Below are 12,098 nucleotides of genomic sequence, written 5' to 3'. Positions count from 1 at the left end.
GTCTTTTTCCTACTGAACGAAAGTTGGGCTAACCGGCCCTTCCGGTTTGGCAGGCGTTTAAGGCTTTCGCAACGAATGCGCAAGCCTTAAATGCACGGCGAAAACTGCGGGAAAGGAGCTTGGGAAAGCCGGATTTGCCTTAGATCGGCATGCCGAATCGCTTTTTCAAGGCAAAGCGTTATGCCGAAATGCCGGCGCGCAGCCTCTTGGGAGTGAGGCAAGCATATGGAGGAGACCGACAGCGCCTCCCCTCCGCCGGCAAGGCGTCCATAACCCTGCCTTCAAGTCGGCCTTGTCAGTGCGGCTAGAGAGCGATCCCGGCTTTCCGGCAGAAATTCACCGTCAGCGCGGCTTTTCCCTCATCGTTGCCGATCCCGGTCACGGCGAAGGACGCCTTCGGCGAGCCGGTCAGGATGCCCATGAAGGGGAACGCGCCGACATAGCCGCACACATTGATCACGCCATCGGCGCGGCGGGTCGCCTTCATCCGGCCGAGCTTGGCCGATGCCATATCCTTGAGAGAACTTCGCACGCCCGCCTCGACGACCTTGGCATCCGCCGGCGTCAGCGTATAGGCGGCCGCCGAGGGCGCCGTTTCCTTCTGGGCGGTCTGGGTGCAGCCCGCAAGGGCTGCCGCCAGGGCGGCAACAACGTAGGATTTCACATTCATGATGCTTCCCCCATCGCTCGCAAGGATCATGAGCCCAATCGGGGAAAGAGTCGAGTCGATCCTGCATGCCTGAAGTTGCAACCGGGCGAAGGAAGAAGGCAACGGCGACAGGGCGTGCCAATGGGGCGCGGTCAACCTGCAAGTACCTGAAAAGATGGAGCGGGTAGCGGGAATCGAACCCGCGTATTCAGCTTGGAAGGCTGCTGCTCTACCATTGAGCTATACCCGCGGGGGTCTTGATCCGAAGCAACGGAATGGTGGAGGGAGTTGGATTTGAACCAACGTAGGCTGAGCCAACGGATTTACAGTCCGTCCCCTTTAACCACTCGGGCATCCCTCCATATTCCGTCGGGATCAAGCGACCAGTATCGACCGTTCGGCAGTGCCTTGCGGCGGCGCCTTCGATCTGGCGCGGTATATGACGGGCACAATTCATCCTGTCAACACGACGTCACGGAAAAAATTGCGAAAAATGTCGTCGTCCCCATGCGGGTCGTCCGGGCGCCCGCAATTGCTTCCCGCCCGATTTTTCGTGCGCCGCGCAAAACCGCTGCACACTTTTGCGCGACATGCATTATAGAAGCGGCATGAGCAAAGACGATACCGGCGGCAAGTCCGCAAAAGACACCCATTATGCCAAGCTCCGCCGGGCGCATCGCGACCAGCGGCGCGAGCGCGGCGAGATCCCGACGCCGAAGGACGACCGCCGCCGCCGGCAGGCCGAAGGCTGGAAGCCGCCGGCCGTCGCGCCGGATCAGGTCCTCCTCTATGGCCTGCATACGGTGCGCGCGGCGCTCGACAATCCCGAGCGCAGGATCATCAAGCTTTCCGTCAGCCAGAACGCCGCCCAGCGGCTGGAGCTGCCGGACCTCTCCACCCTGCCCTATCCCGTCGAGACGGTGCTTCCCTCCGATCTCGACAAGGTGCTCGGGCCAGAAGCCATCCACCAGGGCGTGATGCTGGAAACGCGGCCGCTTCCCGTGCGCCGCCTCGAGGCGCTAAAGGATTCGCCGCTTCTCCTCGTGCTCGACCAGGTCACCGATCCGCACAATGTCGGCGCCATCATGCGCTCGGCCGTCGCCTTCAATGCCGGCGCCGTCATCACCACGCAGCGCCACTCCCCGACGGAATCCGGCGTGCTGGCAAAGACCGCCTCCGGCGCGCTGGAACTCATCCCCTATATCCAGATCACAAATCTCTCGGATGCGCTGGAAGAGCTGCACAAGCTCGGCTTCCTGACCGTCGGCCTCGATTCGGAAGGTCCCGCCCCGCTGGAGGGCACACTCTCCGGCCAGCGCATCGCGCTCGTCATGGGCTCGGAGGGCAAGGGCCTGCGGCAGAAGACGCGCGCGACCTGCAAGGCCCTCGCCCGCCTCGACATGCCCGGCGCCATCAAGTCGCTCAACGTGTCGAATGCCGCAGCCATCGCGCTCTACGCCTCCCATCGCCAGCTGTTCGGCTGAGGCCATCGCCTGAAAACGCAAAGGCCCGCCGGTTTGCGCCGGCGGGCCTTTCGCATGCGGGGAACCCGGATATCAGCTGGCGATCTTCAGGCTGCTGCCGGCGATGACGCGTTCGGCTTCCGAAATGGCCTCGATCTTCGAATCGGCGCTGAGGTTCAGGCCTTCCGCACGGACGATCTCGACATCCGTGATGCCGAAGAAGCCGAGAACGGTCTTCAGGTAGCTTTCCTGATGATCCATGACCGCGGCCGGGCCGGCGCTGTAATGGCCGCCGCGGGTGGAGACGATGATGACCTTCTTGCCCTTGGCAAGGCCTTCCGGGCCTTCCGCCGTGTAGCGGAACGTCTTGCCGGCGACGGCGACGCGGTCGATCCACGCCTTGAGCTGGCTCGGCAGAGAGAAATTATACATCGGCACGCCGAGGATGATGGTGTCGGCGGCGAGGAACTCGTCCAGCACGACCCTGCTCTCCTCGACCTCGGCGGCGACCTGAGCGTCGACCTCTTCCGGCCTGGCGTTGGCGGCCATCAGGTGGGCGCCGGAAAGATGCGGCAGCGGATTGGCGACGAGGTCGCGATAGGTGACGGTCGCGCCGGGCTGCTCGGCCTTGATCTGGGCGACGACGGCCGCGGTCAGGCGACGGGATACGGAATGGTCTCCGAGAATGCCGGAGTCGATGTGGAGGACGTTCATGGGTCAGCACCTTTGCTTGAAATTCGATGCAACCCATATGCTCCGAAAACAATCGCGCGATTAGACAGCAAAAATCCAATTGACCGTTTCAAATGAGAAACAATAATCAGGCGGTGACCGGAGACATGCCATGCAGGACCTGAACGATCTCGCGCTTTACGCCGCCGTGGTGCGGCACAAGGGCTTTACCGCGGCGGCCAATGCCCTGTCGGTGCCGAAATCGAAGATCAGCAAGCGCATCGCGGCGCTGGAGGAGCAGCTCGGCGTGCGGCTCATCGAGCGTTCCACGCGAAAACTCTCCGTCACCGATATCGGCCAGTCCTTCTACGAGCGCTGCGAGGCGGTGCTGTCCGGCGTCGAGGCGGCCGAGGCCGTGGTCGCGGTCGCGAAGGCGGAGCCCGCGGGCACGGTGCGCATGTCGATGCCGCCCGGCTTCGCGCCCGTCGTCGCCGATATCCTGCCGGGCTTCATGAAGCGCTATCCGCTGGTGCGCCTTTCGGTCCTGACGACGGGGCGGCCGGTCGATCTCATCGAGGAGCGGATCGACGTGGCGCTGCGCGTGCGCGACAGCTACGATACCGACCAGTCGCTGATCGTGCGGCGCTTCGGCGGCACGCGCCGCTATCTCGCCGCAAGCTCGCGCTTCCTGGAGCGCCATGGCCCCATCGACCTCGATACGATCGGCCGCGTGCCGACCCTTTCGATGCAGGAGAACAATCCGCGCGCCATCTGGACGCTGTTTCACACAAACGGCGAGGTGCACGACGTTTCCCACTCGCCGGTGCTGACCTGCTCGGATTTCAGCGTGCTGGAACGGGCGACGATCGAGGGCGTCGGCCTCGGGCTTCTGCCGGACATGATCGTCGAGCGCGGTTTCCGCACCGGCCTGCTGACGCCGGTGCTGCCGGACTGGTCGAGCGCGGAATCGGCCGTCCACGCCGTCTTCACCTCGCGCCACGGCATGCTGCCCGCCGTGCGCGCCCTCATCGACCACCTCGCCGAGAACCTGCCGCGCTCGATGCAGCGCTGCCAGGAAATCGTGCCCCGCGCCGCCTCGGGCGGCGACTGGTCGATCTGAAACGGCCCTTTGCCCTTTACAGCGGCGGAGAATATGCTAACTCCCTCGCAGAGTGCCCTTATAGCTCAGTTGGTAGAGCACCTGATTTGTAATCAGGGGGTCGCGAGTTCGAGTCTTGCTGGGGGCACCAATCTTTTCAATTAGTTAGGTGCGCGCGCGATGCCTGAAAGCCGGAAAATCCGGCCTTCGGGCAACATTCTGGGCAACGCCAGACACGTTTCAGAAAGCCCGGGCAACCGGGCTTTTTGCTTATCGCGTCGCCGAATCGGACGTCCGCTTAGCAAGTTCGAACAGCGTTGCGGCCTCATGAAGCTTATTCTCGATGACGTTGATCCCTGCGCTAAGCGATTTGAGATCGGCGTCGAGCTCCAATCCTTCGATGGAATTGAAAACCAGCCGTGAAAGATGGGCGCATTCGTAGACCAAGTCTTCAGCATTCAGAATTTGGGTCCTCCTGACCGTCATGTTCGGTGCCGGCGCGTCCTTCGCCATCCCGGCGGCACATCCTCCGACCATCGCGTAGCGATTGATCGTATTCATGAAGCCGATCTTTTGGCCCCGCGGCGCGTTGCTCTCTTCCATGCCAAGCATGATCGAGCCCAGGAGAGTGGCGCTCCCTTCGCTGTGGAACTTCGAGATGAAGTCGATGAATTCTTCAGCCAGGCGCTCTCCGGTTTCGCAGTCCTCTGAATAGTCTCGTCCAGCCCGCACCCCGGACCAGTAATCGAAGCCGCCGCCGACATGACGACGCGAGACGAAGGACAGGCGATCCAGCGGCGGATTCTCGATTGCGGGCAAACCTTCTTCGGGTCTCATGGGTTTTGCAGCAGTCATTCGGAATCATCCTTTATCGCAATGAGATGAGGCAGCGAAGACAGCAAGGCCTCGGTTTCACTCTCGCTCAGATGACCGAGATTCTCCCGGACAAGATCGGCAAGAAAATTCGATTTGATCCGAGCATCGACTTTCTGGAGCGGCAGAAACGAGCATATCGCGAGGGTAGCGTTTTCAAGGAGCCGCCCTTCGGCTTTCTGACGTTCATCTGCTTCCGCATGTTCCGCTGTACCCTTGGCGGCGTTGTCGGCCTCATACATAGCCTCGACAACCGCGGCGTAATGGCCCCAGTAATTCGCCAGTAGGCGGTAAATTGTCGGCACGCCTTCGGCGGTGGCCGTAACAGATGCGTTCGGCATGACATTTCTCCTCTTGATAAAAATTCAAGTGAGATTGAATTAGTATCCATTTAACCTTTGGTCAAGTAGGATTGATAAAAATTCAATTCGAGTGTACCAATCAACCATGATATCCAAGGAGCAAATCCGTGGCGCCCGTGCCATGCTGAACCTGACGCAGGCTGAACTTGCTGACGCGGCCGGCATCTCGAAGACAGGCCTCAACAATATCGAGCGCGGCATAGCCGACCCGAAGGCTTCGACGTTGCGGGCAATTCAAGCCGCGCTTGAGACAGCCGGCATCATATTCCAAGACGACGGCGCAATGGTCGAAGGCGGCCCAGGGGTGAGGATGAAGCGATGACAGATATAAGCAAGGAAGACGAATCCACGATCCTGCGCGCGCAAGCGGCCGAGTTTTGGCTCTTCGAGTTGTTACGCTGTCATGGACTGTCAACCGCAGCCACAATCAGCCACGTAGAGCGTATGCTGTCGTGGGCAAGGGAAGAAGCCGGCGCAAAGCCCGGCTGGGTGTCTGGGCCATTTTGTTGGGATGCGGAAACGCGTTACCCCTATGTTGAGGAGGTAGCGCGCGAAGTCGTCGAAAAGCTCTCGTCGCAGGACTGAGTAGCGGAACTGAACCTTACCTCTCGTTAAGCGTTTTCGTGCTATAGGTATGGGAATTGCGCTTTCCGTTAAAAAGCCTATATCGTGCGCAAAGTAGAATCGTCGCGATGACGGACGAGGAACAATGAGCTACGAACCGAAAAAAGCAGCGCAGTTGATCGCTGCCTTGATTATCAAGGCGGGCGGGAACTCGATTAACCTGCTGAAAGCGGTCAAGCTGGTCTATCTCATTGATCGAGAGAGTATCCGCCGATACGGGTTCCCTGTGCTTGATGAAGCGAGGGTGTCGATGCCTCGTGGGCCGGTAAACTCGACGACGTATAGCCACATAAACGGCGAGTACGATCTCGATGAATGCGGATGGTCCGATATTTTACAGGATCGCGCAAACCACAAAATGGCGTTGGCGGACGAGGAACTTAATCTTGATGACCTCGATGAGCTCAGCGATGCCGACTTGACTTGTGTCGAGACGGTATGGGCTCAATTTGGCCACATGAACCAGTGGGACCTGGTGAATTGGACCCATGACCCGAAGAATGTTCCGGAGTGGGAAGACCCCAACGGAGGTTCTACCGTTATACCGCTTCAGCGAATCCTGAATGCCGTTGGAGTCACAGACGCGGAGTGGTTCGTTGAAGCATCCAAAGCTATGAAAGCCGTCGACCGCACGTTTGAAAGTGCGCGGGTGGGCTAAATTGGTAGCGGCCGCGGGGACCCTCCTAATAGCTTCGGGGCCAAGCCATAATCCTGGCCTGCGTCATCTTCACGTAGTTTGCACCGATCCCTGTAAAGATAATCTTCAGTTGATCCTCTCAATAACGAGTTGGACTAATAACCTCTGTGATGACACCTGCCTTCTTCAGGCCGAAGATCATGATTGGCTGACCCACCAATCGTGGGTAATGTACCGAGCAGCACGATTGGAAGACGCCACGACGCTGAACAACGGTGTGCAGCAAGGCATATTCATCCCTAAAGCAGCGATGAAGCCAGAAGTTTTCGATCGCGTCGTGGCGGGTATCTGCGCAAGTCCTCATACGAAGAGGAAGATCAAACGTTATTACGGTTGCCCCGTTCCTGAGACATAATCAATCCCAGTTCTCCTTACCATCGAGCCCGGGCGGTGCCGTACGACCGCCCTTGCGCTTCCACGGCTCCACCTCATCAGCACCATAGGGGCCGTGGACATCGGAGCCGTGGAGGCCGTATCGACGATCGAGCCAGGCCCGCACCGCCGGCCAGTATCGGCGGTTCTCGAACATCACATCCTTTGTCGGGAAGCCGGATTTCTCCAGCGTTGAAGTCTTCGCCTTCATCTGCTCCGTGGTCAGGCCTATGCGCTCGGCGAGTTCGGCATCGGTGACGAAGAGTGCATCAGATTTTGCCATGGTGATCCTCCTTGTTGGCGGAGGCACCAATCAGGCGGCGGCGGCTTCGTCAACCGCGGCGATCGGAGCGGCGGCCTTGTCTTTGAAGTTCCGTGTCGCCCGCGGCAGCTCGACGAGCACGACGGCGAGGCGGAGGGCGCCGAGCCATAGAGGGAAGGTCTCCGGTCCCATTCCCCGCCCCTGAGGTCTTCGATAATTCTCCAGCTTCGAGGTGTATCCCTCCTGCATGCCGGAGCGTGCGTCGACGTCCATCAGAGACATTTTCAGGCGCTCCCGCTGCGCGATCATCGCCTGCACCAGTTCGTCATAGCTGGTGATGAAATCCGAGACGACCTCGACGCCCTTGATGGATTCGGGAAGGTCGGGATTTAGCCCGGCGCGGCGAAGCTCCCATTTCAAGACTTCGGTGTCGTCGAAATAGTGGCGACGGCCGATGACGATCGGCTTCGGGAATCCGATATCGTCATCCCGCTGCCAGTTGCGCAGTGTCCACCGGCTGATGCCGTAGCGTCGGCAGACGTCTTCGGTCTGGAGCTTCCGGACGTTACGCGGTTTCATCGGCCGGTTCCTGCAAGCCTGCGAGAACCTTGTCGAGGCTTCGGAGACGATAGCTGGCGCCGCCGCCGATCTTCCGCCCCTCGGCTTCCTCCCAGGGAGCATTCGCCGGCGAGACATTTTCCCAGATGACTTCGCCGATGCGATTGGGGACGTTGTGGCCGTTTCTGGCTGCGCAGAGCACGGAGGAGATATAGCCGCTGAGACGTGTATGCAGGTTCCCTGCGCCGAACTCATTCGGTTCGTCAGAGGCGATCCCATGGCGAGCGAGGAAGTTTCCGACGGCAATCCCGCCTCGATACAGGTCGGTGGCCTTTGCCTCGATTGCCGCAATGGTCCTGGCGAATTCGGCGGCGGCCTTTTCAGCTTCTCCGAACAAGGACAGGTACGCGGCCTGCTCCGTCTCGATTTCCGACTTCAGAGCGACAACCTCGTCGCGCGCTTCTGCCCGCTCGCGCCGCGCCTCTTCATCGGCTTCGCGCTTCAAAGCCCGGAGGATCGCCTTGTCGAACGCGGCGATCCGCTCCTTGACGATGACGATCTCGTTGTCATGCGCCAGCTCTCGCCCCTGCTCAATGGCATCGACCTGCTGCTGGCGAAGCTCGGAAAGCCGCTCTTCCGCGTCACGCTTCTGGGACTTGAGGGCTTCGGATGAGATCGGGGAAACCTTCTCGGACATTTCTCTACTCCGCTGAAAATGATCTGGTGAACGGTGTAGAACGGGGAAAGCGGGCCTCGCAAAGCACAGGTTGCCTATGAATTAAGATGCTGCAGTCTCAGCATTATTAGCGATTCAAAAAGCACTGCACATGCCTATGACATGTGTGGTCAGAACCCGCCACGCCGCCTGCTCTTGCGCTTTTTCGGGGGCTGAGTTCGCTTCAGCCAAGCCGCTTTCTGGCTCGGCGTCATCGATACAACGAGATCGCTCCACTGTTCTGGCGCATGCAAGGGCTCCACAGCAACGAACGGCCTGTCCGGCCGGGTCTCATCGACCCACCGCTGACCATCGTGCCGAAGGCCCGGAATCTCCGGCACACCCGAAATCGCTATGGGATAGGTTGGTCCTGGAAAGAGTTGTCGCGCCCGCACCGCGATCCGGTCGTCGTTTCCCATCGTCATTCCTCCCCGATCTGGTCGAACAGCCGCCGGAGATATAACAGGTTCTGCCCGGCAACGAGGCGGCGGAGACGGCGCGTATCAGCGCTGCTCCAGTTGCTCTCCCCGGCCTTGTTGACGGTCGCCGCGTTGGCCCCGGCCTTCAGCACACCCTCGATCTTGTTCGCTGTCGGGCCGAGCAGGATGCCAAGCATCTCGCGGCTTTGATAACGAGAGCCTTCGCCCGTCGCCCCGATCAGCCGATAGAGATCACGCTGGCCGCCGGTCCACTTCGACGAGATCGCGTTGACTTCCTCGATCCAGCCGAGTGCGCCGCTCCGGCTCAAGCCAGCCTTGACCCAACCGCCGGCCGTGTTCGGCGCGTCGCGGCCGCTGGCCGCCGAATACGCATATTCCCCCAGCATGCCGAGAGCGGTCAGCGCGACGAAGCCCTGAAGAACCTGCGCGTCGCGCGCCTGGAGACCTCGGAAAAGGATGCGCTCCGTCGCCGCCATGACGAACGTCTTGTATTGCAGCAAGAGGGCGACGGCCGGGTTGCGGCTCGACCATAGGCTCTTCTCCTGACCGGGGCTCAAGACCATCATGTCGACGTCACGGGCAATGGCGCCCTCCCACGCATCGCGCGCGCCTGTGTCCTTCCATGTCCCGGTGTTCGAAAGGCGAACGCCGTCGACGACATCAGAACCACCTTCGGCCGAAAGCTCCTTCCAGATGCGCCCGACCAGATCGGAATCGATCCCCGCCTCCGCGAGCTTTCGGATCTGCAGCTTACTCGCCTTGCCGGCGACGGAGGCCTCGATCGCCTGGCTGAACTGATCCATCGCCACGGTGCCGGCTATTCTCTGCACTCCGTCTGTCCACGGAGAAAGGCCGTTGGCGATGAAGAATGCGTTGCTGGCCTTGTCGATTCCGCGCTCCCAACGGCTCGTCGGCGCATACATGTCCGTCACATCCGATATCGCCGTGTTGCGCGCCTGAAGGACGGTCTCCACCCCGATCCCGAATGCCCGGAGTTCCCGCTTGGAGGACTTCGCGAGCTCCTTCATCTCCTTACTGCCAAGCAGCCGCGTCAGCGGAGCCGTCTGGTGGCGGAGCGATTTCGTGAAGCCGTAATGGAAGATGGTTCCCGCGATGTCCGGTATGGACGACAACACCACGCCGCCCATGTCGGTCATCTGGTTCAGCTTCTGCGCTGCCGCCGCCATCCGTCCCATGAAGCGCATGCGCGGGTCCGTCGTGTTGCCGTAGGTGCCCCGCACCCGATCTCGTATCGCGGCGAGGTCGGCGACGGTGGCATCGTATTGCGCCTTGAGCTTCGCCCGCGCCTTCTCCGATTTTGCCGCCTCCGACAGTGTGGCGTGCTCGTCACGGAGCTTGCGGAAGGTTTCGAGCATGTCGACGTCGCCGAAGCGCTCGGTCAGCAGAACGTCGGAAACGATGGTGTCGAGGAAGCGATGCAATGTGCGCTCGACGTCGGTGTCGAGGAAGTCGCGGATCATCTCATCCGGGATCATGAATTCGCGGGAGGCAAGCGGCCCGCGGGCATCCCCCTCGCGCACGCCCGCCGACGGCCCCGAGGCGTCATCGTACGGGAGGCGGCCATCGGGATTGCCGAGAATACGGTCGACGATCTCATTGGCGCGGCTACGGAGCTCGGCGCGCGATAGGTTCCGGTCGCTACCCACGATGCGCCGCAACGAGGCAGAGACCGCCTTGTCGGCCGATGTCAGCCGGGCAGCCCCCGCAGCGCGCGCGCCCGTACCATCTCGCACCTTCATCGCCGAGAGAGCTTCCCGCGCGCTCTTCCCCTGCCACTGCGTCAACTGGGTCTCGATCTGTCCGCGCAGCGCGTCTGCTTCCGCACGCGCGGCAATATGCTCTGGGCCGCCCCCTTGGGCCTTTCGCTCAAGCTGGAGAATCCGTGTCTCCGCCTCGTCGAGCTTCTGCCCGAGATCGGCAAGGGTGTTCTGGATGGATGCCTTCCGGCCCTGTTCGCTTGCGAGCCAGTCGGTGAAACGCTCCACGGCCGCCGGCCGCTGCGCCGTCAGCTTCTCCTTGCTCCAACTCCGCATCATGTAGGATGCCGCTGTCTCCGGCTCGGTCCCGTCGGGCAACAGGCCCGCCTTGATGGCGCGATCCCGCCAGGGGTTCAGGATGTTGCTCCGAATGAAGGAAGCCACCTCCGCGACCTCCGGCACCTGATGGACATCACCGCTGCGCAGAGCCTCATCGATTGCCGTCTTGAATTCCTGCCGGGTCATCTTGCCGCCGGTCGCGCCGCGTATATCGTCAATGCCGAGCATCGCACGCTGCATTACGTTGGCATCGGCCTGCCCCAAGCGGTATTTCGCGAAGGCGCTTTCCAAGGTGTCAGAGAGACCGACGCGCGCCTGCCGGATCGAGAGCTTCATGAGGCGATCGAGGGCAGGCCCAGAGGTCACCGCGCGGCCTTCCGCATTCCCCTCGAACAGATATGGCGTTTCCGCCAGATCAACGAGCGCGCGGCGGGCAGACTGGAAGGGGGAATTCAGGACGCGACGAGTGGGCGAAAGCCGGCCGAGGGGATCGCCTCCCGGGAGGAAATCGAGCGGCGTCTTGACGAGCTGAACATCCCGAGTGTCGGCGGCGGCCGCGCCTGCGGACTGCGGATTCGTGGCGACCGCGATATCGTCGCCCCAGTCAACGCGATCCTGATGAAGTTTGACCTCGATCGCCTTCCGCTCCGCCCGCGACAACAACGCGCCGGCACCGGCACCGAGGATACCGGAGAGCACGGTGGCCGTGCCGACGTTCATCGCGAAGTCGCCGGCCGTCATCTCTGGTGTCGTCGCCATCATGCCGGCCTCGCTGATCGCTGCACCGGCGGCACCTGCGAGAGCAACGTCGGCGCCGAGGCGGAGAGCATTCGCCCCGGCGGCCGCGCCAGAGAACACCTTCGCCACCGGCAGGAATATCGTCGGGTCTGCCATCCCCATGCCGATCATCGCAACGGTGCCGCCCCAACCCGAGCGAGACAGAACGCCGCGCGCCTCTTCGTCCTGATCCCACTCCCGCATGATGGCCAGAGTCTCGTCGCTGTTCCGGGAATAGGCGAAGCGCACCGGATCGGACTCGTATTTCGTGCCCTTGATGTCGCTGAAGGGGTCATAGTCGGCTTCGGCCGTCACGTTCGCCCGGTTGGCGACATACCGCCCGACACGGAAAGGCATGTTCGCGGACACGCCGGCGGCGCGCAGGATTTCGAGCGCCGATGGATCAGATGCTTCCTTCTCCGACGGCTTGGGGTCCAGGGTGCGCAACGGCACGAATTCATCGGCAATCGTTGGCATG

General features: G+C 61.6%; 14 protein-coding genes and 3 tRNA genes. 6 read left to right on the top strand and 11 right to left on the bottom strand.

Going from position 1 to position 12,098, the window contains the following annotated elements; all coding sequences use genetic code 11:
• Positions 1–304 precede the first annotated feature (304 nt).
• The 3 genes from ACZ1A1_RS20405 to ACZ1A1_RS20395 all read right to left on the bottom strand — a co-directional run bounded on the left by ACZ1A1_RS20405 (position 305) and on the right by ACZ1A1_RS20395 (position 1,010).
• Positions 305–670: a hypothetical protein gene (locus ACZ1A1_RS20405; RefSeq protein ID WP_463621354.1), complete on the bottom strand. Its 366-nt coding sequence runs from the start codon at positions 668–670 to the stop codon at positions 305–307.
• A 155-nt stretch (positions 671–825) separates the two neighbouring features.
• Positions 826–899: transfer RNA gene (locus ACZ1A1_RS20400), tRNA-Gly, on the bottom strand.
• 26 nt (positions 900–925) lie between these two features.
• Positions 926–1,010: transfer RNA gene (locus ACZ1A1_RS20395), tRNA-Tyr, on the bottom strand.
• 247 nt (positions 1,011–1,257) lie between these two features.
• Between ACZ1A1_RS20395 and rlmB the strand changes: the two genes are divergently transcribed.
• Positions 1,258–2,133: a 23S rRNA (guanosine(2251)-2'-O)-methyltransferase RlmB gene (rlmB, locus tag ACZ1A1_RS20390; RefSeq protein WP_463621353.1), complete on the top strand. Its 876-nt coding sequence runs from the start codon at positions 1,258–1,260 to the stop codon at positions 2,131–2,133.
• Between the two features lie 72 nt (positions 2,134–2,205).
• On the opposite strand, the gene ACZ1A1_RS20385 is transcribed toward rlmB, so the two are convergent.
• Positions 2,206–2,826, bottom strand: a complete 621-nt coding sequence (locus ACZ1A1_RS20385) for an FMN-dependent NADH-azoreductase (protein WP_463621352.1) — start codon at positions 2,824–2,826, stop codon at positions 2,206–2,208.
• Positions 2,827–2,956: 130 nt separating this feature from the next.
• Between ACZ1A1_RS20385 and ACZ1A1_RS20380 the strand changes: the two genes are divergently transcribed.
• Both ACZ1A1_RS20380 and ACZ1A1_RS20375 read left to right on the top strand, forming a co-directional pair.
• Entirely contained in the window at positions 2,957–3,904 is a 948-nt protein-coding gene (locus ACZ1A1_RS20380; protein WP_463621351.1) for a LysR family transcriptional regulator, read from the top strand.
• A 54-nt stretch (positions 3,905–3,958) separates the two neighbouring features.
• A tRNA-Thr gene (locus ACZ1A1_RS20375) sits at positions 3,959–4,034 on the top strand.
• A 119-nt stretch (positions 4,035–4,153) separates the two neighbouring features.
• Here ACZ1A1_RS20375 and ACZ1A1_RS20370 read toward each other — a convergent pair.
• Positions 4,154–4,738 (bottom strand): hypothetical protein, encoded by a 585-nt coding sequence (locus ACZ1A1_RS20370; RefSeq protein WP_463621350.1) that lies wholly within the window; start codon positions 4,736–4,738, stop codon positions 4,154–4,156.
• Positions 4,735–5,097, bottom strand: a complete 363-nt coding sequence (locus tag ACZ1A1_RS20365) for a hypothetical protein (protein WP_463621349.1) — start codon at positions 5,095–5,097, stop codon at positions 4,735–4,737. The genes ACZ1A1_RS20370 and ACZ1A1_RS20365 overlap by 4 nt, the downstream gene beginning before the upstream one ends.
• Positions 5,098–5,203: 106 nt before the next feature.
• Between ACZ1A1_RS20365 and ACZ1A1_RS20360 the strand changes: the two genes are divergently transcribed.
• From ACZ1A1_RS20360 to ACZ1A1_RS20350, 3 genes are all read left to right on the top strand, one after another.
• Positions 5,204–5,440, top strand: coding sequence for a helix-turn-helix domain-containing protein (locus tag ACZ1A1_RS20360; protein ID WP_463621348.1), 237 nt, complete (start codon positions 5,204–5,206; stop codon positions 5,438–5,440).
• Entirely contained in the window at positions 5,437–5,703 is a 267-nt protein-coding gene (locus ACZ1A1_RS20355; protein WP_463621347.1) for a hypothetical protein, read from the top strand. Before ACZ1A1_RS20360 ends, ACZ1A1_RS20355 begins: the two co-directional genes overlap by 4 nt.
• A gap of 124 nt (positions 5,704–5,827) precedes the next feature.
• Positions 5,828–6,400 carry a Panacea domain-containing protein gene (locus ACZ1A1_RS20350; RefSeq protein WP_463621345.1) on the top strand — a complete coding sequence of 191 codons (573 nt, stop codon included), beginning with the start codon at positions 5,828–5,830 and terminating at the stop codon, positions 6,398–6,400.
• A gap of 394 nt (positions 6,401–6,794) precedes the next feature.
• Here the strand turns inward: ACZ1A1_RS20350 and ACZ1A1_RS20345 are convergent, their stop codons facing one another.
• The 5 genes from ACZ1A1_RS20345 to ACZ1A1_RS20325 all read right to left on the bottom strand — a co-directional run bounded on the left by ACZ1A1_RS20345 (position 6,795) and on the right by ACZ1A1_RS20325 (position 12,097).
• A complete protein-coding gene (locus ACZ1A1_RS20345; RefSeq protein ID WP_463621343.1) occupies positions 6,795–7,094 on the bottom strand; it encodes a winged helix-turn-helix domain-containing protein in 300 nt (99 codons plus the stop codon).
• A gap of 30 nt (positions 7,095–7,124) precedes the next feature.
• Positions 7,125–7,652 (bottom strand): helix-turn-helix transcriptional regulator, encoded by a 528-nt coding sequence (locus tag ACZ1A1_RS20340; protein ID WP_463621341.1) that lies wholly within the window; start codon positions 7,650–7,652, stop codon positions 7,125–7,127.
• Positions 7,639–8,328 (bottom strand): hypothetical protein, encoded by a 690-nt coding sequence (locus ACZ1A1_RS20335; protein ID WP_463621340.1) that lies wholly within the window; start codon positions 8,326–8,328, stop codon positions 7,639–7,641. The genes ACZ1A1_RS20340 and ACZ1A1_RS20335 overlap by 14 nt, the downstream gene beginning before the upstream one ends.
• 149 nt (positions 8,329–8,477) lie before the next feature.
• Entirely contained in the window at positions 8,478–8,765 is a 288-nt protein-coding gene (locus ACZ1A1_RS20330; protein WP_463621338.1) for a hypothetical protein, read from the bottom strand.
• Between the two features lie 2 nt (positions 8,766–8,767).
• Positions 8,768–12,097: a hypothetical protein gene (locus ACZ1A1_RS20325; protein ID WP_463621336.1), complete on the bottom strand. Its 3,330-nt coding sequence runs from the start codon at positions 12,095–12,097 to the stop codon at positions 8,768–8,770.
• Position 12,098 lies beyond the last annotated feature (1 nt).

It is taken from the genome of Shinella sp. R2-11 (assembly GCF_055330205.1).
This window is presented reverse-complemented; position numbering and strand designations above follow the sequence as displayed.

Excerpts from the sequence above, each read along its gene's own strand:
- ACZ1A1_RS20405 (WP_463621354.1), bottom strand. The coding sequence starts at position 670 with ATGAATGTGAAATCCTACGTTGTTGCCGCCCTGGCGGCAGCCCTTGCG.
- rlmB (WP_463621353.1), top strand. The coding sequence starts at position 1,258 with ATGAGCAAAGACGATACCGGCGGCAAGTCCGCAAAAGACACCCATTAT.
- ACZ1A1_RS20385 (WP_463621352.1), bottom strand. The coding sequence starts at position 2,826 with ATGAACGTCCTCCACATCGACTCCGGCATTCTCGGAGACCATTCCGTA.
- ACZ1A1_RS20380 (WP_463621351.1), top strand. The coding sequence starts at position 2,957 with ATGCAGGACCTGAACGATCTCGCGCTTTACGCCGCCGTGGTGCGGCAC.
- ACZ1A1_RS20370 (WP_463621350.1), bottom strand. The coding sequence starts at position 4,738 with ATGACTGCTGCAAAACCCATGAGACCCGAAGAAGGTTTGCCCGCAATC.
- ACZ1A1_RS20365 (WP_463621349.1), bottom strand. The coding sequence starts at position 5,097 with ATGCCGAACGCATCTGTTACGGCCACCGCCGAAGGCGTGCCGACAATT.
- ACZ1A1_RS20360 (WP_463621348.1), top strand. The coding sequence starts at position 5,204 with ATGATATCCAAGGAGCAAATCCGTGGCGCCCGTGCCATGCTGAACCTG.
- ACZ1A1_RS20355 (WP_463621347.1), top strand. The coding sequence starts at position 5,437 with ATGACAGATATAAGCAAGGAAGACGAATCCACGATCCTGCGCGCGCAA.
- ACZ1A1_RS20350 (WP_463621345.1), top strand. The coding sequence starts at position 5,828 with ATGAGCTACGAACCGAAAAAAGCAGCGCAGTTGATCGCTGCCTTGATT.
- ACZ1A1_RS20345 (WP_463621343.1), bottom strand. The coding sequence starts at position 7,094 with ATGGCAAAATCTGATGCACTCTTCGTCACCGATGCCGAACTCGCCGAG.
- ACZ1A1_RS20340 (WP_463621341.1), bottom strand. The coding sequence starts at position 7,652 with ATGAAACCGCGTAACGTCCGGAAGCTCCAGACCGAAGACGTCTGCCGA.
- ACZ1A1_RS20335 (WP_463621340.1), bottom strand. The coding sequence starts at position 8,328 with ATGTCCGAGAAGGTTTCCCCGATCTCATCCGAAGCCCTCAAGTCCCAG.
- ACZ1A1_RS20330 (WP_463621338.1), bottom strand. The coding sequence starts at position 8,765 with ATGGGAAACGACGACCGGATCGCGGTGCGGGCGCGACAACTCTTTCCA.
- ACZ1A1_RS20325 (WP_463621336.1), bottom strand. The coding sequence starts at position 12,097 with ATGCCAACGATTGCCGATGAATTCGTGCCGTTGCGCACCCTGGACCCC.